The following is a 24,438-nucleotide window of genomic DNA, read 5'->3' as shown; positions in this document are numbered from 1 at the left end:
CATCTGGTCGCGCTGAGGCCACCAGTCAGCGAACGCGGCGCTCCACCCCGGGGCGCCGCGATCCAGCTAAAGGACGCTCGGGAGTGTCCTCCATCAGATAGCGAAGCAAAGCCTGAGGCTTCGTTTCAAAAGGACAGTTGACGGCTGACCTAAAACGGCTTTCAGGGAGAGATCGTCACGCTCAGCTTGCAGGCCAAGGGCGTCCGCATCGTCGCCGAGCCCAATCGCTCCAACGACAATGCTCCGAGCCACCGCGTCTACGTGCGCCGAGCCGAAATCGGGGCAGCCTGGTCGAAGCGCTCCGAGGAAGGGCGCGACTACCTCTCGCTCAAGCTCGACGACCCCTCCTTCAACTCGCCGATCTACGCCAACCTGTTCGATGACGAAGGCGGCGAAGGTTACACACTGCTCTGGTCGCGGCCGCGAAAGAGCGCCGACTGAGACGCTCAGTCAACCCCGCCCGGCTTCGCCGGGCGGGGTTTCTTTGATGCCGCGAATCGCGAAAACGAGCCACCCGGCGGCTTCAAGTCAGCAATCAGAGTGCAGGACCGCCGCCTGGCGCCGAAAAGTTGGCGCCGTTGCGCGTCGCTCGCCTGCACGAACCAGTGTCGGCGATGCGTTTGACCGGGGTGCTGAAAAAGGGATCCCGGCGATCGGTTCTGTTCGGCATGGCGCTTGCCGCAGAGCGCCGCATAGTTGTTCGACGGATTGACGGCTTTCGCGGTCGGAAAATACGGGCGAATTCCCTCGACGATTGTTGTTCCGGTGTGATTAGTCGTCCGACGCGATCGTGCAGTTTCGACCCGATTGCTTCGCCCGATAGAGCGCCTGGTCACATCGTTCGATGAGGGCCTCGAAGCTCTCGCCGGGTTTGAACTGGGCAACGCCCGCCGAAATCGTCACTTGGCCGATCAGTTCGCCCGTTGCTCGCTTCTTGACGTTCGCGCTCGCAATTCTGGTCCGCACTCGTTCGGCGATCTCCTGCGTGATTGTGAGCGAAGCTCCCGGCAGAATACCGATAAGTTCTTCTCCGCCGTAGCGGGCTGCCAAGTCGCCGTCCCTGATGCCTTCTTGAAGGCACTTTGCGACCAGCCGCAAAACCTGGTCGCCCAATTGATGTCCGTAGGTATCATTGAACTTCTTGAAATGATCCACGTCGATCAGGAACACGCTCAAGGAGTCGCCGCTCTCCATCGCATTGATTTGGGCCGTGCGAAGGAAACTCTCCATTGCCCCGCGATTTGCGAGCCCGGTCAAAGCGTCGGTACGCGACCTGAGTTCCGCCTGCTCAAGTGACTTCCGAAGGTCGCCTAGTTCGCCCGACGCTTCGACGAGCTTCGCTTCCAGCGCCGACGCACGTTCCGTCGCTCTCGTCAATTCGTCGGCCAGCCGCTTCAGGGCAAGTTGCGGGTCATTGGCCGTGCGAAGCGTCCGGCCGACCTCCATCAACTCCTCGGAATGCGCTGCACTGTCGGCGATCGCGCCCGCAACGTCGTTTCGTACATTGACAAGAATTGCGTCGAGCTCGCCGGAAATGGTTTGGGCAACCTCTCCGACTGAACCAGTCGACTTGAGGAAGGTGTTGTAGAGTTCGCGATTGAGAGCCTTATCGAACTTGCGGTCGTTCGAGCGCAGGATATCGATGGTCTTACGCAATGCCGCTGAGCGGCCCAGAACGTAAGCAAACCAGACGGTAAAATTTGGGGGTGTCGCCGGTACCTCCAACTCAGCCATGAGTTGGAGAGCATGTTTGGAGACGGAAGTCGCGTGGTCGGGTTCGAGGTCGTCCAGGCTCTGCATCTGCGATGCGCCTCCCTGTATGCGCCGGATCGGTCACTCCCGAGAGACACGCACGCCGCGCCCCTCCCAGCAATTTTTTCGAGGTCAGAAGGGAATGAAAGAAACCAATTCGATTTCAAGCCACCGGGTGTAGCTCTAGGATGGCCGCCATTTTTCGGCAACACGTTGCCGAGGAATGCCCACAGGCGCAGAGACAGGCTTCGTGCAGAAGATCTTCTGCAACGGCGCGAAGCGGAAATTTAGTTCTTCTCGATCCGCAGCCGATCAATCCGCCGCCTCAGGCGAACCTGGGTCAGACTTGGAGACCAGCCGCAGGACTGTTCGGCATTTGGGGCACTCGAATGATCGGATTTCGTAACCCGGCGTCACTGGCGAGACATCGCGTAGTAGCCTGGTGACGCTGCAGGCGTAGCAAGCGGGAGCCCCAGCCATGGACAGACCCCTTTCGTCGGCGAATACGCACTCACCATCTGCCCGAGCGGTTAACGAGCTTCTAACTTCGGAGACCGTACTGCAACGGGAGGACGTGCGCCGATCGGTCGACAACTGGTCAGGCAGCGGCGCTTTGGCGGGTCGGCTCGGCGGCGCTTCGTGCGAGCAGCACGCGTAACCTCGCCAGGTCGTCTTCGGATGCAACCTCACAACGTGACCCGCCGGCGAACTTGGCCTGATAAAGCGCGGCGTCCGCGGCCCGCAGCAGATCGGCCGCTCTGTTCCCGTGCCCGGGGGCCATCGCGATGCCGATGCTCACGCCGACGCGCGCCCGCGCGCCGCAGCCGAGATCATACGGAACTCCAATCGCCTCGACCAGGTGCCGCCCAAAATTCGCCGCCTGTTCGGCGGAGCAGCCTGCGACGAGCACGACGAATTCGTCACCGCCGAGGCGCGCCGGCAAGTCACCTTCGCGGACCAGGTCACGCAAGCGCTGGGCGACGCTCTGCAGCAGTCGGTCGCCCCCGGCGTGGCCGTGCGTGTCGTTGACCACCTTGAAGTCGTCGAGATCGAGATAGAGCAGCGCCAGCGTCTCGTCGTCGCCGCCCCGTCGTGACAGTCGCTCCTCGATGGCGCCTACGAGTCCCGCTCGATTGGCAAGGCCGGTAAGCTCATCATGTCGGGCGCGCCGATCGTTCTCGCGCTCGGCGCGCATCGTCGCGATCAGCATCCGGTTCAACTTGAAGCAGGCCATGGTCATGGCCGCCAGATACATCGGGATCTGGAAGAAAAGGACCAGCATGAGCGACTGTCCCGCCATCAGGGCGCCCGGAATCGTCGGGCCCAGGCTCAGCACGATCATTGCGCCGCAGAGCCGCGGCGCACTGAAATTGCGAAAGCAGATCCCGCCGACCATCGCTCCGGCGGATACGCAGGCGAGCGTTGCCGCCACCCAGTCACCCGTCGCGAGACTAATCAGCGCCCCGTAGCCGACGCTGCCGCTCCAGGCAATCGAAAGCACCAGGTTGATGTCGGTCGGCGTCGCGTCATGCCTCAGCGCCCGACGACGGGCGACGATCAACACGGCGAGCCGCGTCAGGCAGATCGCAATCTCGAGCGCAAGCCACACGATGAACAACGGCGTCGGCGAGCGCGCGGCAATGGCCGCAGCGACCAGAAGAGTGTTCAGGATGCCGCCGATAAAGACCGGCAGCGTGCCGTACAGATTGCCGATCAGCGCGACCCGAATGTCCTCGGGCACGTCTGCACCGCTGTCGGCGAGCCATCGCGTGACGCGCCAGCGCGGGAGGCTGTAGATTCGCGAATCCGACTGCATCAGGGTGCTCTCGGGTTTCCTGTCGACAAAGTTTTTTGCGGCGACGGTCGCCAAATCAAAAAGACTGAAAAATCAGCACTCGACGATGGTCGCTTCCGGCTTCGATTTCGCTAAACGAGACGCGCCGACTTTAGGCAAATTGCTTGTTTGCTTAAGAAGCGATTGACCTGGCTTCGATGGTCGCAAGACCCTGCGACTCGGCCACACCCGCTCTGGCGGAACTCCCGTAGAGTCACGGAATCCAAAATGCACCGAAAACGTGCTTTCCATTCCCTCAGCACCGGGGCTGGCGTATTTCATCATGATTTATATTTCTCGCCGGTGGGCCGCAGGCCATTGGTCTGCGGCCATTCTGCTGTAGCGCGAGGACCGGTGTTCCGGCCTGTATGCGCACCCCGTGCGGCTGTTCGCCTCCGAGGTGCTGCGGCCCAGCTGGTCCAAGGGCGGCAGGCGCTCTTAGGGCCAAGTCTCGGCCATTTCGTCAGCCTCCGCTTGCCCTTGGTCGAGGCGACGCGAAACCCAAGTTCGGCGGTCGTTGCAAGGCGCTGCCGGAGGTACTAGAATTTCCGGGATTCTATCGACCGTTTAACGCTCTTAAACGCGACGCCGAAGCGATTTCCTAAGGTCAGATTTTCCGCTGGAGATCTCTCATGTTTGATGCCGCTACCACCGCGCTTTTGCGCGCGGTCCTCGACGAGGTCTGTGAGGACGTTTCCCGCCACGAGACGGGCGCCCGTACGCATGTCGCTTCGAAGATTCTGGAAGCTGCCACCAATGGAGACACCACGCCGGGCCGGCTCAAAGAGGTCGGCCGCGAGGCCCTCTCAGGCGTACCGACCATGTGGCGATAGTCGCAAGGGACGGGGATGAACTTCCAGGTCACGGTCCTGAAGGTCCTAGTGAGCTATCCCGGCGGCTTCGCGGGGATGGCGGACCTCAAGCGTGACATGGCGATTCTAGCAACCAGCGGCCCCGATTGGGCCGAGCGTACCAAACGCTTGGCTGCTCGCGTTCCGGATCTGGACATCTTTTCGCAAGGATTGATCGAGCGCCTGAACGGTGGGTGGCGGATCACCGATAAGGGGCGCGCGGTATTGGACGTCATGGAAGCTCGTCATGTAGCTCCGGAGACCGCGACCGCGCCAACTCATGTCGACGCGTCCCATCCCGCGACATCCCCGCCGCCGCGTGCGGTTATGGCGCGTCCGGGTAAGCGCAACCGTCGTCAGCGTCGGCAGGCCGCTCGCGAAAGGGCGCGAGCAAAAGCTTCCTGAGCTGGCTCTCGCGCTGGATCGACCAACGGGAACGACCATCAAGCAATGACTGACAGCCAAGCTGACGACGCGGGCAAGATCATTTTGTGAGGCGATCTCGAAGACACGACCTCCAGATGCCGTGACGGCATGGGCGCGCGATCTCGGTTCTCGGGGCAGGCTCCGGCCGGATGCCTTTGACGGCGTATCGCTCCGCGAGCTCTAACAAAGGCCGCTTGGTGAATGGGTCGACGCGTTCGGCGATGTCGCGCACGCGCTGCGCCAGCCCGCTGGTAAGACTTATGCTCCATAAGGCTAACACCCCACAACAAGAAGTAGTGGCAGTTGACTACAAGGCCGCGATCGAGGTCAGTATACGTGTGCGGGACGGGCGCGATTTTCGCGGCGCACCAGTCGGGCTCTAGAGGCGCTTCGCGACAGATTCGGGAGCCTGCAAGGAAGTGGCGAGAAGATATGCTTACGGGTTTGAGCCAAGGTCCCGTGGCCCCCGGATGCCGAGCGCGAGACCAAGCATGAACAGGCCTGCTCCGAAGGTCGCCACGGCGGCGAACGGCCCAGCCGCAAGTCCAGCTCCGACGACGGCCACGATGAAACCCGCCACCATCAATCGTGCCGCGATGCGCGAATGCTTGATTGGGTCAATTGCCATGCCGCCTCTTCCCGTTGCTCACAAAAGTCGACCAGAGCTCGCTCACTGCGAAGCTGCGATCCCTTGCACAAGCGCAGAGATCTGCTTTCTCAACCTTCGATCCTTGAGCTTCTGATAGGCCTCGAACATCTTAATCGCCGGCTTGTCGAGATCGGCGATGAGGAGTTCAGGCAACCGGTTGGACGAAGTCCTCGGTTTCTCGCCAAGCAGGACCGAGGTTGACACGCCGAAGATTGCCGCAAGCCGTAACAGCCGGGTTGGGCTAAGCTGATTGACGCCTCGTTCATACTTCTGGATTTGTTGAAATGAGACGTCGAGCTCGTCAGCCAGAAATTGCTGGGTAAGCCCGTTATGAAGACGCAAGCCGCGGATCCTGGCCCCAATAGCTGTGTCGATCATTTCCTCATTTGCTCTTTTCATCTCAATATGCCCCAAATGCGGTCGATGTGAACCGAAACCAATGATCTTGAAAATTCTAACGTCACAATGCGACGAGCCCCCTCGACTAGATGCGCATCGCATTCCTTCGCACAATTTCGATCAGCTCTTCTGCCATCAAGAGATATTCTGAGGCGGTCCGAATCTGATCCGTGTCCGATTTTATCGTGTCGGCGCGGCGCAGTTGCAATGCTGCCAGCTCAAGACAAAGAATAATATTGCCGATGTCATGCCGGGCATTCGTCGGCTGATGACGACGGTCGAGGAGCGCTTCCGTCTCGGCATCCCCCGAGGCGGTGTAATTCCTACGGGGAGGTGCCAGACCCAATTGGGGGAATTTTAGGACGTTCGGCATGTTCGTTTTGTCACCACAAGAGGACTGGACGCGCCGTTGAGAGAGCTGCAACACATGTTCTTGATAATGAGGGGCAACCGCAACATGAATTCACAAACGGAATTTTGGCTTCATGTTGCCTGAGCGCACCGTGTTGCCCGCCGATCACCTGTCGCTGTTACTCTCTTGCTGGATGCCTTTGGCATTGCGAGTAAGCTCAGCCTCGACCAGCAGCTCATGGACGAGAATGCGCGCAAGTCGTTCGGGAAGCATGCGATCAAGCGCGGCAGTCCGCTCCATCGTTCCGACGACCGCCACGAGCGTGCCTTCTGTGACGAGATACGCGCATTGGTGCGCTTTGCCGCCATAGACGTACTCGAAACGTACAATGTCGGCTTCGCTAAGCTTCATGATCGCCCTGCGAGGTGCGCTGTTGAAATGGCGCCGGCTCGACCGAGGAATCGGATCGCCAACGTGAGAACATGTTCATCGCTCTGCTCGCGAAAGTTTATCGGCATCATGCTATACGCTTCGACGTGTATTATACGTTAAAGCGTGTGGCGCGAGCGCGTCGCAAATGCATCATCCTGCCGGATGAAGCGGCGAACACCAGCGCACACCAAACGCTTGCTTGCCCGCAATCTGCGCCGTTTGCGGCAGCAGAGATCCTGGTCGCAGCACGATCTTGCCGATGAAGCGAACGTTCGGCAGGCGCTCGTCAGCGCCCTGGAGGTCGCGAAGGCAAATCCGACGCTTGATTCTCTCGACAAAATTGCCGTCGCCCTCAACGTGGGCGTCGCCGATTTGCTCCTTCCTTGAGATGTCGATCTCGGTCGAATTTCCCCCAAGATGGCCTGTCTGCGCCGCTCGGAATGATCGGCATTGCAAGGCAATTTGCTGGCCGGCACCATGGCCACAGAGCGAAAGAGCCCCGAACCTGGGTGTCCGCGGCTCCGCGTCAGCGTCGTAGCTCCCTCCTTGGGCGGGAAGTTCGGCAATGACGCTCGAAGGCTGTGCCATCTGGGGCAGCATTGAGCTAGATCAGGAACCGGTAAGCTTTTCGCGGACGGCGCGACAAACGACCTATCCGGCGGCAGTCGTCGGGAAGGACCGTTGAGCCGCTTCGTCAGGCGTGAACCACTTCGCCCCAGGGAAAAGAAGCAGGTTCCGCGTCGGTTGGATTACGGGCAACCCAGCGGGATTGACGGTGCCTAGCCAGGAATCCGAAGTGCCGCGATCACTGGAAAGCGGTCGATTGGCTGCTCGCCGCAAAAACTTTCCCGGTTGAAGGAGCACGCCGCAGCGCTCCGAAACATTGCGACGGAAGCACCGCGACAGTATGACTTGATCAATGGAAGACGACATTCGCTGCGGTACAACCGCCTACATTCGAGAGATTCTCGATCTCCATCTGATGACGGGCCGCTATTCGACCGTTCTTGTCCAAGAACGTGCGGAGATATTCGAGCGCCGTTCCGGCAACGTGTTCGCGATCCTTGATGAGGTTGCCGCACTGGAGGGGGCGCCGGGTGCGCGCCCAAGTCTTACCAAGCCTCCCGCCATGTTTGTCCGGCCGCCGCTCACCGGGCTTTGGCACAAGCACTACAATCAGGCGTCATTCCTGCATCAAAACGTCTCGAATCACTGGCGAGCGAACGACTTTGCCGTGCATGCCGCAAGGACCATCGGTGAGGCGGCAATTCACGAAGACAAGCTCATCGGCGCGCTGATCCACGAATTTGTCATGGGTGGCTATCGTGAGCGCAGCGAGGCCCGCCGCCTGACGGGTCAGTGGATCGTGTATGCCCGGCAGGACGATGTGAATACGTACCTGACGCTGGGGACGCATGGCGACGATGCTGCGATTCGACAGAGAGTGCTCGGCTGCGCGACCGAGTTCCCGGAGCTCGGCCTGGACGAACGGCGCGTGCCCGCTCGGTAGCCGACTTGGGCGACGCACCAATATTGCCTCACCTTCGAAGAGACAGCCAATGAGCTTGGATTCCCTGACCGCCGCCATCGACCGCTTCTTCCGGTCGTACTTCAGCCACAGCGCAACGCCAGATGAGGATACCCTCCTCAATCTGCTGAATGCGCTGCATGGTCTGAACGACAAACTTCAAAAGGATGTTGGACGAAATCTGTTTGCGTCGAGCAATTTCATCGCGCTCAAAGCACTCAGAAATCTCTTTCATCACCACGTCGAGCTAATCCATGACATCAAGATCATCCCGGTTAGCGATCTTCCGCCAATGACCACCGATTTGCTGGTTATCTGTCTGGTGCCTGCGGACCTGATCGAGCAGGCAGCAACGGAGACCGATCGGAAGTATCGCGAACAGGTCCGATCGGCGTTCGCAGCCTTCAAGAGATTTGGATCGATCGTCAACATTCAGCCCTGCCTGTTCAACGTTGCAGTCAATGTTTTCGAGTTGGTTGCCGAATTGAACGTGACGCCATCCTCGGACGCATATATGGCCTTCGAACAGTCGTATCAGTTCGAGGAGGCAAACGGGCATGATCACCGGGTGAGCGGGGACATCTGGTGCACCGCCGGCTCGGTCACCGAAGTGTTGCAGAAGGTTTTCCGCTAAGCGGCCAGGATGAGGGCCCTGACTTCCCTGGTTGACAACCAGTCTTGATTCACTGGCGTCTGTTCACGCAGTAGCATGTGTCGCTCTCATTCAAATACAACACCAATTCGCTTTTCTTTGCGCCAAACCACTCGACAACGTTGATGCGTGCGCGTTCCAGACAGGAGCAGATTGAACTCCGACGGAATGCCTAGTGGACTTGCCACGTCGAGCGCCGCGCCCGTGTCGGAGATGTTTCGTACGACGCAATCGATGGCGCCGCCATTGAACTCGATGGTGCCGGACTTCAGCACACGCTGGCGCGGTGCTGCGCGCTGGTTGTCCAGAACCTGGAGCGGCACTTCGGGCTGCGGCTTCTCGGACAGCCTTTGTTGGGCGAGCCTTTCGGCGTGCTGGGCCGCAGTCGCAATGTCCTGCTCCGTCAGTGTCGGTCTGATCCTGGCCCATGCAAGCTTGAACCGCACCTGACCGTCCCTGAAATCAATGGCGACTCCCCTGTCGCCGGGCGTGGGATTCTGACCATAGACATTGCATCCCCACCACCAGTGCCGAGTGTGCGGTTGCTTCAGGATTCTTCCTATCGAAAGTCCGCGCCAGACCACTTCATAGTCATTAACCTGGACCTCGCCATCGACAACCATCGGGCGGACCCCGATTGTCTCTGGATCCTCGGACATTCTGAGCAGGCCTCTGACGACGTGATTCCGATTGCGTATTGCAATGGCAACGTCAGCGTCATGTCAACGGAGACCGTCTAGCTTCGGGCATACCCGCACCTCCTCATCAAGAGCGGCGGGAATTAAACTTCCGGCCGGCGACGGACCTTTCGAGCCCTGTCCATATAGGCCAATACGTCCTTGTTGGCCCGCTCTCCATCGGTCAATCGCGGCGACGAACTCGACGTCCGGCGATCGGCCGGGGCATCGATGATGTCCTGAGGCGGTGCCGCACGTCTTTTTTGCCGCAACGGAGCGCCCGGACGGCGGGTTGCTTTTTCAGGCGCCTTCACACGCGGTTGGATCGCTTCGGACTCAAAGCCTTGATGCCGGCGCTGATTGTCCACCCCGGGTTCCTTTTCAGTTCGCGCGCGCCAGACTGTGGACGACAATGTCCCGACGCTAAGGGGCTGGCCTCCTTTACCGCTCACGCCGGCGGCGGTCAGCATGCCGATCATGTCACGCCAGCTCATGCCGCGGCGTTCGGCAGCGTCGAACCACCACAGGTGGCTGGCGACAAGCCGCGACAGCCGTTTCCGTCCCCCGTTAGGCAGGTGGAAGTCCTCGGTCATCGCCTTCAGCCCCGCCTCAAGCTCCTTGTTACTCGGCATGTCGACTTCTCCGCATGTCAGGAAGGATCTAAGTGGCCGAAGGAGCCTCTGCAAGTCTCTGCAAATCGCTGCGAAGCTCTGCGCCGTTATGCGGAATAATGCAGATTTGGAGTGATCACACCTGTGCATTTCCAATGCGGAAAATCAGAACAAGGCTGGCCGTGCGGCTTTCCCAAAGGACGTTCGATGAAACGCTTCGCAAAAGCCTTGCGAGGCTCGGTTTCGATGTCGTGGCGGGTTCGCCCAATGAATACACTGTTTATCTGCACAATGAGATCGAGCGATGGACGGCCGTCGTCAAGAAATCCGAAATCAACGTCGCTCAATAGAATTTGCGGCTTTGGCCAACGCGAGCCTGGATTTTTCTTCCATGCTGATCCGCTTTGTCGACAAGGCCTCTCGCGGTTCCGATAATTCACATGGGCGCTGGTTCTGTGTCGATGGGCCAACCGCCTCATCGCGCGGCGACGGAAATCCAACTGCGCAATCGACGGAATCGCCATCGATATCGGCAAGAACTCGTTACTCGTCATAGGGGATGACCAGCGTGGTGCGATGGTGCTTCGGAAGAGATGGTCGCGTAGCCATGTGAGAACTTGACTTGCCAATCTGTCGCCATGCCTGATCGGCGTAGATGCTTGCGTCGGCGCACATCAGCTCAGCCGCAATCCAGAGGCGCTTGCGCACCTTTTACCGTAAGCGTCGTTCTTAGGCCACAGCTTTGAGGGCTTGAGCGCGGTAGGCCCAAGGCAATAGCTGGTCGATGTCGCGGTTGGGATGACCGCTGACGATCCTGGTCAAGACGTCCGTGAGATAGGCGAGCGGATCGACGTCGTTGATCTTGCAGGTCTCGACCAAGGTTGCGACGATGGCCCAATGTTCGGCGCCCCCGTCGGATCCGGCAAACAGCGCATTCTTCCGACTGAGCTTGATGCCACGGATTGATCGCTCGACCGTGTTGTTGTCGAGTTCGATGCGGCCGTCATCGATAAAGCGCGTTAAGCCTTGCCAGCGCGAGAGGGCGTAGCGGATGGCCTCGGCGAGCTTGATCTTCTGGCTGATGAGAGCCAGCTTGGCGCGCAGCCATACCTCGAAGGCATCGGCCAGTGGTCGGCTCTTCTGCTGCCGCACGAGGCGCCGCTCCTCCGCACTGCGGCCGCGGATCTCCTTCTCGATCGCATAGAATGCGGCGATGTGCTTCAGCGCCTCACTCGCGATCGGAGCGGGGCCGGCTGTCGCGAGTTCGTAGAAGTTGCGCCGCATGTGCACCCAACAGAAGGCGAGCTCGACCCCGCCACGTTCGGCAAGCTTTGGGTAGGCGTTGTAGCCATCGACCTGCAGGACGCCCTTGAAGCCAGCAAGATGGCTGAACAGCCGCTCGGCTTTTCGATCGGGTGCATAGACATAGGCGATGCCGGGCGGATCTAGGCCGCTCCAGGGCCGGTCGTCGGCGGCATAGGCCCAGAGCTGGCCGGTCTTGGTGCGCCCTCGACCGGGATCGAGCACCGGCACCGTGGTCTCGTCGGCGAACAGCTTCGACCTTGCTCTAAGTACCGTGAGAAGGCGCTCGTGCAGCGGGCGCAGATGGAAGGCGGCATGCCCAACCCAGTCCGCCAGCGTTGATCGATCGAGATGGATGCCCTGACGGGCGTAGATCTGGGCTTGCCGGTAGAGCGGCAGATGATCGGCATATTTGGACACCAGAACCTGGGCGACGGTTGCCTCCGTGGGCAGGCCCCCCTCGATCAACCGGGCCGGAGCCTCGGCCTGCAGGACGCCATCTCCGCAGCCTCGGCAGGCGTATTTGGGACGTCGGGTGACGACAACGCGGAACTGCGCCGGCACCATGTCCAGCCGCTCGCTCTTGTCTTCGCCGATCTGGTGCAGTTCGCCCTGGCAGCAGGGGCAGGTCTTGTCGTCGATGTCGACAACGACCTCGATCCGCGGCAGATGCGCCGGCAGTGCTCCGCGATTGACGCGCCGCTTGCGTGCGCGCTCCACTCGGCCTTCAGGGGTTGTCTCGTCCTGACCGGCCTCGGCAGAGGCTGCGACCTGTTGGACGTCCTCGAGGCCCAGCAGCATCTGCTCCTCGGGGAGCGTCTCGGCCTTCCGGCCAAAGCGGTGGCGTTGCAGCTCCTTGATAATCTGACGCAGCCGTTCGCTCTCGTGAAGCGCTGCCAGCAGCATCGCCTTGAGCGTCTCGGGATCGTCAGGAAGGTTATCGCTCACTGGCAAATCAGAGCATATTTGTGCCCGCCTGACGACGCGCTCGATGCCCCTGATTCACTTCGCCGCAGCGCGACCCACAATTATCCGGCTTGCGTCGGGACGATCGTCTCCCGTGCCGCGTGGACACGCCGCCAATCAAGCCCTTCGAGCAGCGCCGACAATTCCGCCGCCGACAAACGCATCACGCCATCCTCGATCTTCGGCCAGCGGAAGACGCCTTCCTCGAGCCGCTTGGCGAACAGGCACAAACCGGTACCATCCCAGAAGATCAGCTTGATACGGTCCGCCCGCTTGGCACGGAACACATAAACAGCGCCCGAGAACGGATCGGCCTGCATGTGCTCGCGCACCAACATAGCAAGCCCCTCCATTCCCTTGCGGAAGTCGACCGGCTTGGTTGCCACCATCACCCGGACAGTTCCGGACGGGCCGATCACCGGCTTGCCTTCAGCGCATGGACGATGGCCGCAATCATCGCCACATCCGCACCTCGGCCCACCCGGATAGTGACACCTTCGGCTTCGATCTCGATGCCTCCGGCATCTGGCTTGGCCTTGCGTCGCGCTGTCTTGCGCTCATGGCCAACAGCCGCGACTGGGGTCATGGCGTCTACCACCGCCGGTACAAACGGCGGATCGTCAGGCATCGGCAACCGGCGTGCTTGCCGGCGCCAGGTGAACACTTGTTGTGGGGTCAGCCCGTGTCGCCGGGCAATCTCGGAAACGACTGCGCCCGGTACCAGCGTCTCCTCGACAATCCGGGCCTTGTCGTCCCTGGAGAACCAACGACGGCGTCCCGTCTCCGTGATCACTTCCAGCTGGCGCGCCGTCACGTCCGACTTAAGCGTATGGTCAAGCATAGACACAAGCCGATCCCTTCAAAGAGATCGTGAAACTCGCCTATCCCATTGGCCGCGAGAAGGTGGGAGCGAAACGACGCTTACCTTTTACCCCCCATAGCTTGCAATCTCACAATCGCAAAACGGCAGCGGTGCCAAGGCGGACTGCACCATCAATATAGCCGGATTTGATTTACGGTAGGCTCAGCTGATCGGTGACGACCAAATCGGCGCACGCGTCAATGCCGTGGAACAGGGGCTTGGCCAGATTAGACGCGAAGACCTTCCATTAAGATTTCGTCGAGTGCCCCGATAAAATGATCGACATTGGGCTTCGAAAACACGATAGGTGGGCGCACCTTCAGCACGTTGGCGTTCGGGCCCGCTGCGCTGATCAGGACGCGCTTGCGGCGCAGGCCGTTCACCAGTTTCGTCGTGGCGTCCGCGTCGGGCGTTTTTCTGGCACGATCGCTCACGATCTCGACGCCGATGAAAAGCCCGGCACCGCGCACGCTGCCGATCGCTTTATGACGCTCCGCCAAACGCTGAAGTTCGGCTTTCAGGTAGGCGCCCACCTTCCTTGCATTCGCGACCAGCCCGTCCCGCGCGATCACCTTGAGCACGGCGTTCGCGGCGGCGCATGAGACGGCGTTGCCTCCGAACGTATTGAAGTAGCGCGCCTTGCGACCAAACTCCTCGACAACCTCGGGCCGTATCACGACGCCCGCGATCGGCTGGCCGTTGCCCATCGGCTTGCCGAGCGTCACCATGTCGGGCGCAACGCCATGACGCATGAAGCCCCACATGGCATCGCCGGTGCGCCCGAAGCCGGGCTGCACCTCGTCGGCGACGAACAAGGCGCCCGCTTCACGGATCACGTCCGCAGCCTGCGCGAGAAAGCCGGGCGGATCGCTGAACACGCCGTCGCTGGAAAAGATCGTGTCGCAGATCATCATGGCCGGCTTGACGCCGTTCGCTTTCAGGTCGGCCAGCGCGCTGCGGACATCGGCGGCAATCGCGGCGCCGAGGTCGGCTTCGCTTCGCCGATAGGCGTCCGGCGCCCGGATCGTACGCACGTGAGCCCCGGTCGGCACGTGAGCCCCCAGCGACGGCGAGAATTGGCTCACCGCATCCGTGATGCCGTGATAGGCGAGATCGGTTACGATCACGCCCGTTCCGCCCGTAAAACTCTTCGCGATCCGGTAGGCGAGGTCGTTGGCCTCGGACCCGGTACAGGTATACATCACGTGGCCGAGATGCTCTGGGAAGCTTGCGAGCAGCTTCTCCGAGTAATCGAGGATGGTTTCGTGCAGATAGCGCGTGTGGGTGTTGAGCGTCGCCCATTGGCGGCTCACGGCCTCGACCACGTCGGGCTGACAATGTCCGAGCGAAGCGACGTTGTTGTAGACATCGAGATAGGCGTTGCCCGCGGGGTCGTAGAGCCACACGCCTTCGCCTCGCACGAGATGCACGGGCTCTTCGTAGAACAGGCGGTAGGCCGGCCCGAGCAGTTTCTCGCGCCGTGCGATCAGTGCCTGTTCTTCCGCCGACACGAGGTCCGACGCACCCGGCACATATGCATTGACCATGCCTGCGTTCGCGATCTTCGTTGTCATCTCGGTTCACTCCATCTGACAGGCCCGGCGCAGCCGGGCAGTGCCCTCCGCACGGCCGATGCGGTTGAGGATTTCGAGCGCGGCAGCCGCGCGCGGCTGATTGCGCAGGATGTAGGTCTTATTGTCCGGATAGAGCGTTGCGCGCCATTCGGTGATGGTCACCGTCATGACTTGGCGCAGCGTGATGAGGTCGAACAGGACGTCGACCTCCTGCGGCTGCAGCGGGTAGACCGAATGGTAGGCCCCAACGAAGCCAGCGGCACGGCCGAACGGATCGTCGTCCACCTCCACCTGGTAGGAGGCCGCGACGGCGACGTCGTTGATCAGGGGCGTTTCCACCATGTCGCCGAAATCGAGCACCCCGGTGACGCGGGCCGGCTCGCTGGGATCGACCAGAACGTTGTGCGGATTGAAGTCGTTGTGCACAACCTGGGCGCGATAGCCGGGCAGGGCCGGCAAGATGGTGGATTCGAAGCGGGAGAGGCCTTCCTCAGCAAGGGCCCTGCGGCGATCGTCGGCGATATGGACGAGATAGGGCCGCAACCGCGCTGCGCCCTTGAGATCCCAAAGAATGTCGTGGGCCGCGGCGGGATGATGGAAGTCCCTGAGCGCGAGACCGATGCTCGCAAGGCAGCTGCCGAGGTTCTCGGCTTGCGCGAGCGACGGCGCGCTTCGGTAGAGCGGCTGGCCGGGCAGATAGGTGAGGAGTCTCACGATGTGCTGAGAGCCAGCCGCGATCCGAATTACGGTCTCGTGTAGCCCTTCGACCGACGCCCAGACCTTCGGCACCGGCAGACCGGGCGCCACGGCTTCGATGTGACGCAGGGCCGAGGTCTGAAAATTGCTGACCGATGAGTCTTCCGCGGAGTTCGTGACCTTCAGCACGAAGGCGCGCCCATCGTCCGCCAGGATATGGAAGTTTCGGTCGCGCTCGCTGGTGAGCAGGTGGGAGTGTCCGGAGATCCCGAACACTCGCCTGACCAGCACCGTGGCCTCGGCCTCGTCGACCGATGGAGCCGTGGTATTGAGAATGGAGGGACGAGCGGCCGGAGCCGACATGGTATTTCCTAACTGATGCCGCCGCGCGGCGGATGTGTGATGTGCGTGTGGCTCAAAGCTCGACCAGGTTCGCCGCCGTGCAGCGGCGATCGAGCGCGCGGCGCAGCTCCTGGGCTTGCGTCAGGCTCACGCGAACGAAGCGGATGGCCTCGTTGGGCCGGACCTGGCCGAGCTTCCAGAACGCTGCGCTGGGAACGGTGAAGGGGTTGATGAATCCGCCCGTGCTCGGTGCGTCGTTGATGAGGATGATCGGCGTCTGTCCGGCGAGGTTGATGGCGCCGAGCGGATAGCCGTGATCGAGGATGTTCGACGAATCCCGTCCATGTTCAGGCCTCTTGTTTCTGGCCTTCTCCGAAAATGTGAATTCCGGACCGGTCAGCCGCATGCCGGTGCGGTTGCTCTTGGCCTGGACGATCCAGTCGGAGGAAAAGAAGCGCTCGATGCTGGCCTCGTCGAGCCAGTCGTCGTTCGGGCCCGCCATGCACTCGACCGGGCGAATACCGGCCGACGCAATCGCCGGCCGCGCCGTCTCCGCGACCTCGCGGATTGTCACCGTCGCGGCCGCCTGGCCCAGCGGAATGGTCTGGCCGGCCTTCAGCGCATAGCCGCCGACCCCGCCGACTCCCGCCATGTGAAAGGTCGCGCGAGAGCCGAGCACCGGCGGTGTGTCGATGCCGCCCGAGAGGGCGACGTAGGTGCGGGCCCCGGTGCGTGCATAGGCAAGCACCAATTCCTGACCAGCCTTTACGCGATAGGTCCGCCACAGCCGGATCGGCTGGCCATCGAGAGTTGGGGTCATGTCGGCGCCGGTGACGGCGATGAAACCGTCGCGACCCAGCTTGAGCGTGGGCCCGAGAAACTGGCATTCAAGAGCTGCAGCATCGCGGTTGTTGCCGACGAGAAGGTTGGCCAGACGAAACGACCAGTCGTCCACGGGGCCTGAGGGCGGGAAACCTTGCTCCCAATAGCCGATCCGTCCCGGCAATTCCTGGACCGACGTCTCCAGGCCGGGCTTGAGCACCTCAAACACGGGCAGCCTCCGCGCTGGTCGAGGCCACCCAGGCACGGTACTTGCCGAGGGAGAATTTCTGGTAACCGACCTCGGGATGCTGATAGCTCCCGTCCTCGACCCTGGCCTCGATGTAATCCCATTCCTCGCGGTCGATCGGGATGAAGCGGACCCGGTCGCCGGCGCGGAATAAAGCGAGATCGTTCTTGAACACCGCGAGCTTCTGCTCGCGATCCCAGATGGGCATCGGGGTCCGTCCGAAGATCTGGTACCCGCCCGGCGTTTGGTCCGGATAGATGCAGGTGATGCCGCCGCCGATGCCGATCGTGCCTTTCGGCGTCCAGGTCCGCGGTGGATTGTATTTCGGCGCGATCAGGTTGTGGGCCGGATCAAGCGGCATCAGCGAGCAAAGACCCGGCCAGAAACCGAGCGCTGCCACCCAATATTCCGTGCCGGAATGGATCCGGACCAGATCGCGGCGTCCGGACAGGCCGTTGAGCTCGCACAGGAAGTCGGGATCGGGCGTCTTTTCCGTGACCTTGGCGCGGTAGTCGTCGACGCATGCCGTGGTCCACGGGTCGAAATATAGCACCGGCACGTAATAGAGGCGGCTGTCGAGCTCGGCATCGTCTCCACCGCCCGCCCCCTGCACCAGGACGCCGATCTCGCGAACCACGTCGTCATAGGCGATGCGGTCCGGGTCGTAAGACACCTGGAACGATGCCATCTCGGGAATCAGCTCTATGATCCCGGGGATTTCGGATTGGCGGATCGCGGCAACCACGTTATGGACGCGGAAGTTGAGCTCGAATCCCATTTCGTCGCCGAGTTCGACCTCGATGTAGCGGTCGCCTCCGGGGAAAAAGCGTGGACGATCATATATCATGAGACGGCAAGGCCATGGCTTCCGGACAGGGATGGATGATATACCATATATCAAATAGCGTCACAATCGCCGCTCATGCGTTGCCGTATTGCATGTCGCAAAAGGCACGCGACGCCTACGTTCCAGGAGCGAAAGCGGAATGCCGAAGATCGAACATCGGACGTTGAATGATCGCGCCTATGAGGAGATCAAAAAAGGCCTGATTTCCGGCGCATTCCGGTCGGGACAGACGCTCGTCATACGAACGCTCGCCGAGACCTACGGCATCTCGACGACGCCGGTGCGCGAGGCGCTGCAACGGCTGGTCGCGGAGCGGCATCTCGAGCTGCTTCCTAACCGCTCCATCGTCGTTCCCATGCTCGACGTCGACCGTTTCGTCGAGCTGTTCCGGATCCGGCGCGAACTGGAGGGGCTCGCGGGGGAGCTCGCCACGCCGCATTTCCGGCCCCAGCACCTGGCCCGCCTGGAAAGCATGGTTGATGCCATGGACAAGACGCTCGCCGGGAGCGGCGGGAGCTACCAGGCTCTGAACCAGCGGTTTCACTTCGCCATCTACGAGCGTGCCAGTTCGCCGCTGCTGATGACCATGATCCAGAACATGTGGAGCCAGGTCGGTCCGTTCTTCAACGAGCTGACCGAGGATGATGCGTTCGTGAGCAAGGCAAACGACCAGCACCGCGCGATCTTTTCCGCGCTGCGGGCCAAAGATTCGGTCGCCGTGCGGCGCCATTTGTCGCTCGATATCTCGGTTGCCGCCGATCATCTGATCCCCAGGTTGAAACGCCTGCAAGCCGATCAACCCTTGTCCATGCGCGCGTAGAGCAGCCAGAACGCGCCGCCCAGGAGCGGCAGCGTGACGACCAGCACGATCGTGGCGAGCGCGAAGATGATCGGCACCCGCGATTGCTGCGAGGCCGCCATCGTCCAGTTGTAGATCGGCATCGTGGTTTCCGTGCCGCGCAGGAAGATCGTGCGCAGCACCTCATTGAACGAGAGCAGAAATCCGAACAGGCCCGCCCCGATGATCGCCGGCCGCAGCAGCGGGAATTCGATGCGCCAGAAGGTCTGCCAGCGCGAGGCACCCAGATCGGCCGAAGCCTCGACCAGCCGGTGATCGAACCGTGTCGTCAGAACCAGGATGATCAGGAGCGCGAACGGGAAGGCCCAGATGAAATGACCGAGGAAGATCGTGCTGAAGCCGAGCTTGACGCCGAGCATCGCGCGAAACACGATAAACAAGGCCGCTCCCATCGACATGCCCGGCACGAACAACGGCAGCACGCAAAGCAGCAGCGCCGTTCCGGGACGCCGGATCGAGGGAAGCGCGCGGCCAACCAGCGTGGCCACCACGGCACAGGCGAGGCCGACCAGCAGTGCAAGGACGAGGCTCGCCTCGAACGGTCCGACCCAGCGGGTGTCGCTGAACAGCGCCCGGTAGTGTTCGAGCGTGAGCGGGAGCGGGACGCCCGAGAGCGGACGTTCGCTCACCGACATCAGCGCGAGCCACACCAACGGAAAGTAGATCAGGAACAGAAGGATCAGTCCCGCCCATTTGGCGAGAGAGGACCATCCGCGCCAATAGCTCCAGTCGGAGGACCGGGAGCGGATTGTCTCAGCAGGCCGTGCAAGCGCGTCCACCGACACGGGCTTAGGACCTCATGACCCGGAAGGTCGACATGGCGTCGCCGAAGCGGCGCGCCACCAGCAGCAGGATGACGAGGAGGGCCGCGAGCAGCAGGATCACGAAAGTCGACAGCGCCGCGACCACCGGATAGCGGAGCGAGGTGTAGGCGCTCTCGACGGAATTGCTCAAGAGATTCACGAAGCCGCCCCCCAGCATGGCCGGCTCGATCCACGCGGCAAGCACCGGCCCGAGCGTCAGCAGCATGCCGGCCATGACGCCCGGCATGGCGAGCGGAATGATCACGCGCACGAGCGTCTGGGCGGGCGTGGCGCCGAGGTCCGCACTCGCCTGCAGGAGCGAGTCATCGATGATGGACAGCGCAAGATAGATCGGCAGGACCATGGTTGGGAAGGAGGCGATGATCAGCCCGAAATGGACTGACCATTCGGTGTAGAGCATCCAGCTCAACGGCGCCTGGATGATGTGCAGGTCGAGCAGCGTCGTGTTGATGGTCCCGTGTTGGTCGAAGATCGCCCGCCAGATGATTGTGCGCGAGGACAGATCGAGGAAGAACGGGATGGTCAGGAGCGCGATCACGATCGCCTTGGTGCCCTTGCTGGCGCTGCCCTTGGCGAGCCAGAGCGCGAACGGAAAGGCGATCACGAGATCGATCGCCGTCACCGTGAGCGCAATCCGCAAAGTGCGCAGAGCGACCTCCAGACGGCCGGATTGAAAGATCGAGATCCAGGTCGTGAACGACGGACGATAGACCGTCGCATAGAACTGGGTGTCGAAGAAACTGTAGGCGAACAGCACCAGCAGCGGCAAAACCACGATCGCACACCAGACGGTCAGGAACGTTGGCACGATACAGGTGTCCGATGAGACCGCGGGTGTCCATCGCGAAGGCGCAGGGGTTGTCGAAGCGTTGGCCAAGCCGAAGACCTTGATCATGTCGTTTGCCGATGGTGCGGCACGTCAGAGAAAAGTTGAACTGCCGCGAGCCCCGGGCAGGTGCCGGGGCTCCGGAGCGCGCGTCTATGAGCTTAGGCGTTGAGGAAGCGCTGCCATTCTTCCTCGATGTCGTTCGAATGGCTCGGCGTGGTCGTGGAGACAAACGGCTTCGAGAACTTGCGGGCCACCTTCTTCTCGGTTGCCTTCAACCCGTCGATATCGGCCTGCGCCCAGCCCTTCTCCTCGGCATATTTGACGCCGAGATCCATGTTGGGGCCGGCGTAGCCGCGATCGCGCGCCTGCAGCGCCCGATATTCGCCGTCCATGAAATAGTTCAGCACCTTGTAGATGTTCGTCAGGTTGCCCCGCTTGGCGGCCTGGCTCGCCACGTAGGCGCCGTGCCCCCACTTGAAATAGCCTTCCTTGGTGTAGGCGTAGCGCGTCGTGCCGTCGCCGAGCGTCTTGTTGGCGTCGCGGACCGCCGGCTCCCAGCAATTGATGACGTCGACGTCCTTGTTGGTGAGGAGCTGAACCTGCTCCTCGAACGCGTTGTGCAGGGTGCGGAACTGTCCGGCGCGCTTGCGCTCGATCAGGAAATTCACCACGGCCTTGGCTTCCGGCCCGGTCATGTCCGAAACGTCGGCGATCTTCTCCTTGCCGATGCTCGTGAGATAGAGCCCGGCCGGGCCGATCGAGTAGGTCCAGGTCTGGTCATAGGCGACGCGGCCGCGGGTCTTCTCGCTGTCGAACATCAGCGACCAGGAGAGCTCGTCATTGCCGTCGGGGTTGGCTCCGACCTTGCCGGGAAAATAGCCGAAGCTGTCGGCGTTGCCGATCACCGGGACGCCGTATTGAACGCCGTCCTTGCCCATCACGACGGCCGAGCGCTTCCATTCGTCCGAGGTGCGCGACCAGAGCTTCAGCTCCGGGTTGGACTCGTCGATCTTCAAGTAGAGGCCCTGCGGGCCGCAGACGTTCTGGGTGCCGGATTCGAAGATGAAGATGTCGGTCTTGTCGCCGAGCTGCGAGGCCACGATGTCCCGCAGGAAGACGCCGACCGAGTTGTTCGTGCCGACGAAATCCATGGTGACGCCGATCGACTTGGTCATGATCGACCAGTCCTTGAGCTGCGCCGTGGTCACGCCGTAACCCGTCACCTTGGCGTCGGCGGCAAGCGCCGTCCCTGTGGCGACCGTCTGGCCGAGGGCAGCCGTGCCGGCGAGCATCGCCATGTTCCTCATCAGGTCACGGCGGGACAATTCAAACTGCGACGTAATCGAAAACTTGTCGGCCATTGGTACTCTCCATTGTTCGGCCCGGCTCACGCGGGCACTACCACGCAATCTTCTGTTCGCCATGTCACCGCCGCGGCCTGTGCGGGCCCCTCGCGATTCCAGCTCCGGACTTTGATGCGGCCCGCGGCGGTCTCGACGGAATGATCGAGATACTTGCCGCGATAGAGCTGTTCGTTGCCGTGGCACGGCAGACTATTGAGATCGCCGGCTGCCGGCGGCTCGCGGTTCGCAAGCGCGATCCGTTCGGCGCGCACGGCAAGCGCAGCGGATTGCCCTGCCTGCGGCGGCTCTCGCCCGCTCCATGCCCCGACGATCCGGACGCCGCCGGCAACGGCGAGCGCAACCTCCTTGCCCCGCACCTCCTCGACCGTGCCGGCCAGGAGGTTCTCGAAGCCCATGAACTCGGCGACGAAGCGGCTGACCGGGTGGTCGAACAGATCGACCGGGGCGCCGCTCTGCTCGATGCGTCCGCGTCGCATCAGCACGATGCGGTCGCTCATGGTCAGCGCCTCTTCCTGGCTGTGGGTGATGTAGACGAAGGTCATGCCGAGCTGGCGGCGGAGCTCGACGAGCTCGCTCTGCATGTCGAGACGCAGCCGCTCGTCCAGCGCGCCTAGGGGTTCGTCGAGCAGCAGGATCGCGGGTTTGGTCACGAGCGAGCGGGCAAGTGCTGCGCGCTGCTTTTGCCCGCCGGACAGCTGGCTCAGCCGCCTGTCCTCCATTCCGGACAGGCGTACGGTTTCGAGGGCCTTGGTCGCGGCTTTGCGCGCTTCCGCCGCCGGCACGCCGCGGACACTCAGGCCATAGGCCACGTTCTCTCCTACCGACATGTGCGGGAAGAGGGCGTAGTTCTGGAACACGGTCGTGCAGTTGCGCTTCTGCGCCGGGAGATCGCGGACATCCTGACCGTCGATTGCGAGCCGCTTCACCGCCGTCGGCTGCTCCAGGCCGGCGATCACGCGCAGCATGGTGGTTTTGCCGGACCCGCTTTCGCCCAAAATGGTCAGGAATTCGCCGGCCGCAACGGTCAGCGAGACATGATCGACGGCGATGCTGCTTCCGTATTGGTGCAGCAGATCGACGATCTCGAGCATCGGTCTAGAGGACTGGCCGTTCATCCGATTTAACCCAAGGCGACCGGCTCGAGGAGGGCGACCGGTGCTATATGATATATCATCCATTCACGATTCATACCAATGTTTCACGCGTGAATCATCCCGCCGCTCCGCAGCAGCGTGACCGCTCCCGAGACCGCCCTTTCGAGCACCGACCGGGTGAGGGGAAGCGGGTCCAGAACGGCAGAATCCCCGCTCGAATCGAGGCCCAGTGCCTCGCTAAGGCGTCCCGGACGGGCGCGTGGCGGGATCGGTGTCTCGTTCTGCGCAAGTCCGCGCACGAGTGTCGACAGCCCGGTGGCCATGGCGAAGCTGGCCGCGGCGGCGATCGGACCGGTGCGTTCTGCCTGATCGATGGGCAGGCTGTCGAAATACTGGACAAGCCCGATGCCGCCGCCCGGGAGAACGCCGCCCTCCATGGCCGAGCGTGCGGAGGCAAGCGCGCGCCGCGCCACCTCGACCCGCGTTCGGGTCTCCCGATCGGTCTCGGCTCCGACGTGCAGCCGCGCCCAGACCCCGCGGAATCTTGCGGCGCGGACCTGAAGACGCTCGCGATCGAGCGCCAGGAATTTCTGGCGCTTGGCCTCCGCCAATAGAAGCGCCCGGCGCTGTGCGACGGCGCTCCGATCGGCGCCCGGTTCGGAGAAGACCGCTCGGCCGCTCGCGATGCTGAACCGGGCGCAGCGCCCGAGCACGCCCGGCCGCAGGCGCGCAAGGCTCGTTCCAAACCTGTCGGCGACAAGTGTCGCCCCGGTGGCGATCGCGAGATCCTCGAGGAGGTCGGCCGCGGATGGACCGGCGGCAGCGGGCCGCAGCGCAATGGCACGCAGGCCATTGTCGCTGTGATTGCGCACGAGTGCATGGAGCGCCGGCCCGCTTACGTCGCGCGCCACGACCACTAGGGCCTTCCCGCGGGTCGCAAAGTCTTCGAGCAAGGGGAGGAGCTGCCCGAGATCGTCGATGCGTTCGTCGGCGACAAGAATGAAGGCGGGATCGAGATCGGCGGTTGCGAAGGCTTCCGAAGCCGGTACGGCATCGAACAGGAAACCCTCGCCGATCTCCGGACGAAGTCCGCTCTCGCGGCTCTCGATGATTTCGGCCGCGCCGTCGACCCCAACGCGAGTCAGCATGTCGGCGATGGCATCGGCCACGTCAGGAGCGGCACCGGCACTGGCCGCGACTGCGGCGATCGCGGCAGTGTCCGGCTCCGATTGGCGCTCGGCCTCCGTGCGCTCGAGCGCGGCGGCGAGTTGCGCTCCGAGGCGCTGGAGTGCAGCAGCGAGTTGCTCGGGCTCGATGCCGGCCGCGACAGATTGCGCGCCCTGCACGACCAGTCCGCCCCAGAGCAGGGCGAGGCGCGTCGTGCCGTCACCGAGATCGCGATCCGTCTCATGGAGCATTTCCCGCAACAGCCGCGCCAGCAGGCGCGGTGCGCCGCGCGACTCGGCAAGCGCGCGCACGATGGCGAGCGCCGTCGTCGCCTGCTCCACGGCCCCTCCGGTCTCGATGAGGCAGGCGCGGCCATCGGGCCCGGCAGCCGCGGCCACGGCCCGTAGAACCGGCGTGAGCGACGCAGCATAGTGCGCGAGGGTGTGAGCCCCGCTCTGCATGACGATCAAGCGGTCAAGC

At 62.4% G+C, this 24,438-nt stretch carries 27 protein-coding genes and 2 pseudogenes; 8 read left to right on the top strand and 21 right to left on the bottom strand.

Annotation, left to right across the window (positions count from 1 at the left end):
• Window positions 1–153 precede the first annotated feature (153 nt).
• Window positions 154–441, top strand: a pseudogene (locus ASG57_RS03645) (DUF736 domain-containing protein); the annotation flags it as partial.
• Between the two features lie 330 nt (window positions 442–771).
• On the opposite strand, the gene ASG57_RS03640 reads toward ASG57_RS03645, so the two are convergent.
• Window positions 772–1,800, bottom strand: coding sequence for a diguanylate cyclase (locus ASG57_RS03640; RefSeq protein WP_057195700.1), 1,029 nt, complete (start codon window positions 1,798–1,800; stop codon window positions 772–774).
• A 550-nt stretch (window positions 1,801–2,350) separates the two neighbouring features.
• Complete coding sequence (locus tag ASG57_RS03635; RefSeq protein WP_057195712.1) at window positions 2,351–3,568, bottom strand: GGDEF domain-containing protein; 1,218 nt, start codon at window positions 3,566–3,568, stop codon at window positions 2,351–2,353.
• 650 nt (window positions 3,569–4,218) lie between these two features.
• On the opposite strand from ASG57_RS03635, the gene ASG57_RS03630 reads away from it, so the two are divergent.
• Window positions 4,219–4,419: a hypothetical protein gene (locus ASG57_RS03630; protein WP_057195699.1), complete on the top strand. Its 201-nt coding sequence runs from the start codon at window positions 4,219–4,221 to the stop codon at window positions 4,417–4,419.
• A gap of 15 nt (window positions 4,420–4,434) precedes the next feature.
• On the top strand, window positions 4,435–4,842 hold the full coding sequence (locus ASG57_RS03625; RefSeq protein ID WP_057195698.1) for a hypothetical protein: 408 nt from the start codon (window positions 4,435–4,437) through the stop codon (window positions 4,840–4,842).
• A 457-nt stretch (window positions 4,843–5,299) separates the two neighbouring features.
• Here the strand turns inward: ASG57_RS03625 and ASG57_RS03620 are convergent, their stop codons facing one another.
• From ASG57_RS03620 to ASG57_RS03610, 4 genes are all read right to left on the bottom strand, one after another.
• A complete protein-coding gene (locus ASG57_RS03620; protein WP_057195697.1) occupies window positions 5,300–5,491 on the bottom strand; it encodes a hypothetical protein in 192 nt (63 codons plus the stop codon).
• Window positions 5,492–5,533: 42 nt separating this feature from the next.
• Window positions 5,534–5,890 carry a helix-turn-helix domain-containing protein gene (locus tag ASG57_RS03615; protein WP_057195696.1) on the bottom strand — a complete coding sequence of 119 codons (357 nt, stop codon included), beginning with the start codon at window positions 5,888–5,890 and terminating at the stop codon, window positions 5,534–5,536.
• Window positions 5,891–5,996: 106 nt separating this feature from the next.
• Window positions 5,997–6,284, bottom strand: a complete 288-nt coding sequence (locus tag ASG57_RS37535; protein ID WP_156402569.1) for a hypothetical protein — start codon at window positions 6,282–6,284, stop codon at window positions 5,997–5,999.
• Window positions 6,285–6,428: 144 nt separating this feature from the next.
• Complete coding sequence (locus tag ASG57_RS03610) at window positions 6,429–6,674, bottom strand: hypothetical protein (protein ID WP_057195695.1); 246 nt, start codon at window positions 6,672–6,674, stop codon at window positions 6,429–6,431.
• Window positions 6,675–6,857: 183 nt separating this feature from the next.
• Between ASG57_RS03610 and ASG57_RS03605 the strand changes: the two genes are divergently transcribed.
• The 3 genes from ASG57_RS03605 to ASG57_RS03595 all read left to right on the top strand — a co-directional run bounded on the left by ASG57_RS03605 (window position 6,858) and on the right by ASG57_RS03595 (window position 8,857).
• On the top strand, window positions 6,858–7,082 hold the full coding sequence (locus ASG57_RS03605) for a helix-turn-helix transcriptional regulator (protein WP_057195694.1): 225 nt from the start codon (window positions 6,858–6,860) through the stop codon (window positions 7,080–7,082).
• Between the two features lie 532 nt (window positions 7,083–7,614).
• Complete coding sequence (locus ASG57_RS03600; protein ID WP_057195693.1) at window positions 7,615–8,205, top strand: hypothetical protein; 591 nt, start codon at window positions 7,615–7,617, stop codon at window positions 8,203–8,205.
• 49 nt (window positions 8,206–8,254) lie between these two features.
• Entirely contained in the window at window positions 8,255–8,857 is a 603-nt protein-coding gene (locus ASG57_RS03595) for a hypothetical protein (protein WP_057195692.1), read from the top strand.
• A gap of 86 nt (window positions 8,858–8,943) precedes the next feature.
• Here ASG57_RS03595 and ASG57_RS03590 read toward each other — a convergent pair whose 3' ends face one another.
• The 3 genes from ASG57_RS03590 to ASG57_RS37530 form a co-directional block, all read right to left on the bottom strand.
• Window positions 8,944–9,183 (bottom strand): PilZ domain-containing protein, encoded by a 240-nt coding sequence (locus ASG57_RS03590; protein ID WP_057195711.1) that lies wholly within the window; start codon window positions 9,181–9,183, stop codon window positions 8,944–8,946.
• Window positions 9,184–9,656: 473 nt separating this feature from the next.
• Window positions 9,657–10,184: a hypothetical protein gene (locus ASG57_RS03585; RefSeq protein ID WP_057195691.1), complete on the bottom strand. Its 528-nt coding sequence runs from the start codon at window positions 10,182–10,184 to the stop codon at window positions 9,657–9,659.
• Between the two features lie 86 nt (window positions 10,185–10,270).
• The gene (locus tag ASG57_RS37530; protein WP_156402568.1) at window positions 10,271–10,717 is read right to left on the bottom strand and encodes a hypothetical protein; all 447 of its coding nucleotides are present in this window, start codon (window positions 10,715–10,717) and stop codon (window positions 10,271–10,273) included.
• Here ASG57_RS37530 and ASG57_RS39010 point away from each other — a divergent pair.
• Window positions 10,641–10,871 (top strand): annotated as a pseudogene (locus tag ASG57_RS39010) (IS110 family transposase); the annotation flags it as partial. The gene ASG57_RS37530 and the pseudogene ASG57_RS39010 sit on opposite strands and share 77 nt — an antisense overlap.
• A gap of 21 nt (window positions 10,872–10,892) precedes the next feature.
• Here the strand turns inward: ASG57_RS39010 and tnpC are convergent.
• The 7 genes from tnpC to ASG57_RS03545 all read right to left on the bottom strand — a co-directional run bounded on the left by tnpC (window position 10,893) and on the right by ASG57_RS03545 (window position 17,821).
• A complete protein-coding gene (tnpC, locus tag ASG57_RS03575; RefSeq protein ID WP_057195710.1) occupies window positions 10,893–12,371 on the bottom strand; it encodes an IS66 family transposase in 1,479 nt (492 codons plus the stop codon).
• Window positions 12,372–12,493: 122 nt separating this feature from the next.
• Complete coding sequence (gene tnpB, locus ASG57_RS03570) at window positions 12,494–12,850, bottom strand: IS66 family insertion sequence element accessory protein TnpB (protein ID WP_063996983.1); 357 nt, start codon at window positions 12,848–12,850, stop codon at window positions 12,494–12,496.
• Window positions 12,847–13,272, bottom strand: a complete 426-nt coding sequence (gene tnpA, locus ASG57_RS03565) for an IS66-like element accessory protein TnpA (protein ID WP_057195688.1) — start codon at window positions 13,270–13,272, stop codon at window positions 12,847–12,849. The genes tnpB and tnpA overlap by 4 nt, the downstream gene beginning before the upstream one ends.
• A 248-nt stretch (window positions 13,273–13,520) precedes the next feature.
• Entirely contained in the window at window positions 13,521–14,867 is a 1,347-nt protein-coding gene (locus tag ASG57_RS03560; RefSeq protein ID WP_162250035.1) for an aspartate aminotransferase family protein, read from the bottom strand.
• Between the two features lie 6 nt (window positions 14,868–14,873).
• Window positions 14,874–15,926, bottom strand: a complete 1,053-nt coding sequence (locus tag ASG57_RS03555; RefSeq protein WP_057195687.1) for a phosphotransferase — start codon at window positions 15,924–15,926, stop codon at window positions 14,874–14,876.
• Between the two features lie 52 nt (window positions 15,927–15,978).
• Window positions 15,979–16,956, bottom strand: coding sequence for a 5-oxoprolinase subunit C family protein (locus ASG57_RS03550; RefSeq protein WP_057195686.1), 978 nt, complete (start codon window positions 16,954–16,956; stop codon window positions 15,979–15,981).
• Window positions 16,949–17,821, bottom strand: coding sequence for a 5-oxoprolinase subunit B family protein (locus ASG57_RS03545; protein ID WP_057195685.1), 873 nt, complete (start codon window positions 17,819–17,821; stop codon window positions 16,949–16,951). The genes ASG57_RS03550 and ASG57_RS03545 overlap by 8 nt, the downstream gene beginning before the upstream one ends.
• Window positions 17,822–17,960: 139 nt before the next feature.
• Here ASG57_RS03545 and ASG57_RS03540 point away from each other — a divergent pair, with 139 nt between their 5' ends.
• Entirely contained in the window at window positions 17,961–18,641 is a 681-nt protein-coding gene (locus tag ASG57_RS03540; RefSeq protein ID WP_063996982.1) for a GntR family transcriptional regulator, read from the top strand.
• Here the strand turns inward: ASG57_RS03540 and ASG57_RS03535 are convergent.
• The 5 genes from ASG57_RS03535 to ASG57_RS03515 form a co-directional block, all read right to left on the bottom strand.
• Window positions 18,617–19,465, bottom strand: coding sequence for an ABC transporter permease (locus ASG57_RS03535; RefSeq protein WP_057195684.1), 849 nt, complete (start codon window positions 19,463–19,465; stop codon window positions 18,617–18,619). The genes ASG57_RS03540 and ASG57_RS03535 overlap by 25 nt on opposite strands.
• A 4-nt stretch (window positions 19,466–19,469) precedes the next feature.
• Window positions 19,470–20,312 (bottom strand): ABC transporter permease, encoded by an 843-nt coding sequence (locus tag ASG57_RS03530; protein WP_162250034.1) that lies wholly within the window; start codon window positions 20,310–20,312, stop codon window positions 19,470–19,472.
• A gap of 179 nt (window positions 20,313–20,491) precedes the next feature.
• Window positions 20,492–21,694 (bottom strand): extracellular solute-binding protein, encoded by a 1,203-nt coding sequence (locus ASG57_RS03525; protein WP_057195682.1) that lies wholly within the window; start codon window positions 21,692–21,694, stop codon window positions 20,492–20,494.
• A gap of 26 nt (window positions 21,695–21,720) precedes the next feature.
• Window positions 21,721–22,812 carry an ABC transporter ATP-binding protein gene (locus ASG57_RS03520; RefSeq protein ID WP_200948528.1) on the bottom strand — a complete coding sequence of 364 codons (1,092 nt, stop codon included), beginning with the start codon at window positions 22,810–22,812 and terminating at the stop codon, window positions 21,721–21,723.
• 83 nt (window positions 22,813–22,895) lie between these two features.
• Window positions 22,896–24,419: a TCP-1/cpn60 chaperonin family protein gene (locus ASG57_RS03515; protein ID WP_230646594.1), complete on the bottom strand. Its 1,524-nt coding sequence runs from the start codon at window positions 24,417–24,419 to the stop codon at window positions 22,896–22,898.
• Window positions 24,420–24,438 lie beyond the last annotated feature (19 nt).

Source organism: Bradyrhizobium sp. Leaf396 (genome assembly GCF_001424605.1).
Lineage (GTDB): Bacteria > Pseudomonadota > Alphaproteobacteria > Rhizobiales > Xanthobacteraceae > Bradyrhizobium > Bradyrhizobium japonicum_C.
Note: the sequence above shows the minus strand (reverse complement) of the source record. Positions and strands in the feature narration are given on the sequence as shown.